The organism is Ochrobactrum sp. BTU2 (assembly GCF_024539785.1).
In the GTDB taxonomy this organism is placed as follows: domain Bacteria; phylum Pseudomonadota; class Alphaproteobacteria; order Rhizobiales; family Rhizobiaceae; genus Brucella; species Brucella anthropi.
The window spans coordinates 1-633 of record NZ_JAHWRG010000095.1 but is presented as its reverse complement, the minus strand read 5'-3'; the positions used below and the strand labels follow the sequence as shown (position 1 = coordinate 633).

The following is a 633-nucleotide window of genomic DNA, read 5'->3' as shown; positions in this document are numbered from 1 at the left end:
GCGTAACGCCCGCACAGAAACTGAAAATGGCCGCGTGAATTCTACTGACGAGCCCCGTTAAAAACGGGGGGATTACCCCGTGATCCCGCGATGGGGATCGTTCAGGGCTTCAAGCGCAAGCACCAGTCTGGATGCGGCGCGGACAGCCGACCGGCCATCGGCGGGCCGAACCCCGGCATGGGCGGAGCGACCACGCACGACGATATCGCACATGCCCACACCTTTGCGCGCGGTGACGATCTTGCCGCCGTCGCGGGCCGGTTCCACCACCAGAACATTGTCGGCGGTGCGTGCGAATTCCTCGATAACGGGGCGCGAACTTTTCGATCCGACCTCCTCGTCGGACACGATCAGCAGATCGACAGCGATATCGCGACAATCACGAACCACACGTTTCATCGCTTCGAAGGCCATCAAAACGCCGGACTTCATATCATAGATACCAGGGCCGTAAAGCTTGTCGCCCTCCTGGCGCAGCGGAAGCTGTTCAGCAAGTGTGCCCGTTGCGTGAACCGTGTCGATATGCGCCAGAATCAGGGTCCTGCCACGGATTTCACGGTTATGTCGCAAAATTTTTACTGTTTCTGCGTCCTGTCATGATCACAGCGTGTCATTGCGGGAGGTAAAGAGGAA

Annotated in this window: 1 protein-coding gene; it reads right to left on the bottom strand. The window is 58.6% G+C overall.

The window, feature by feature from the left end; translation table 11 throughout:
* Positions 1–72: 72 nt before the first annotated feature.
* Positions 73–570 carry a M20/M25/M40 family metallo-hydrolase gene (locus KWJ32_RS28180; protein ID WP_231771631.1) on the bottom strand — a complete coding sequence of 166 codons (498 nt, stop codon included), beginning with the start codon at positions 568–570 and terminating at the stop codon, positions 73–75.
* Between the last annotated feature and the right edge of the window lie 63 nt (positions 571–633).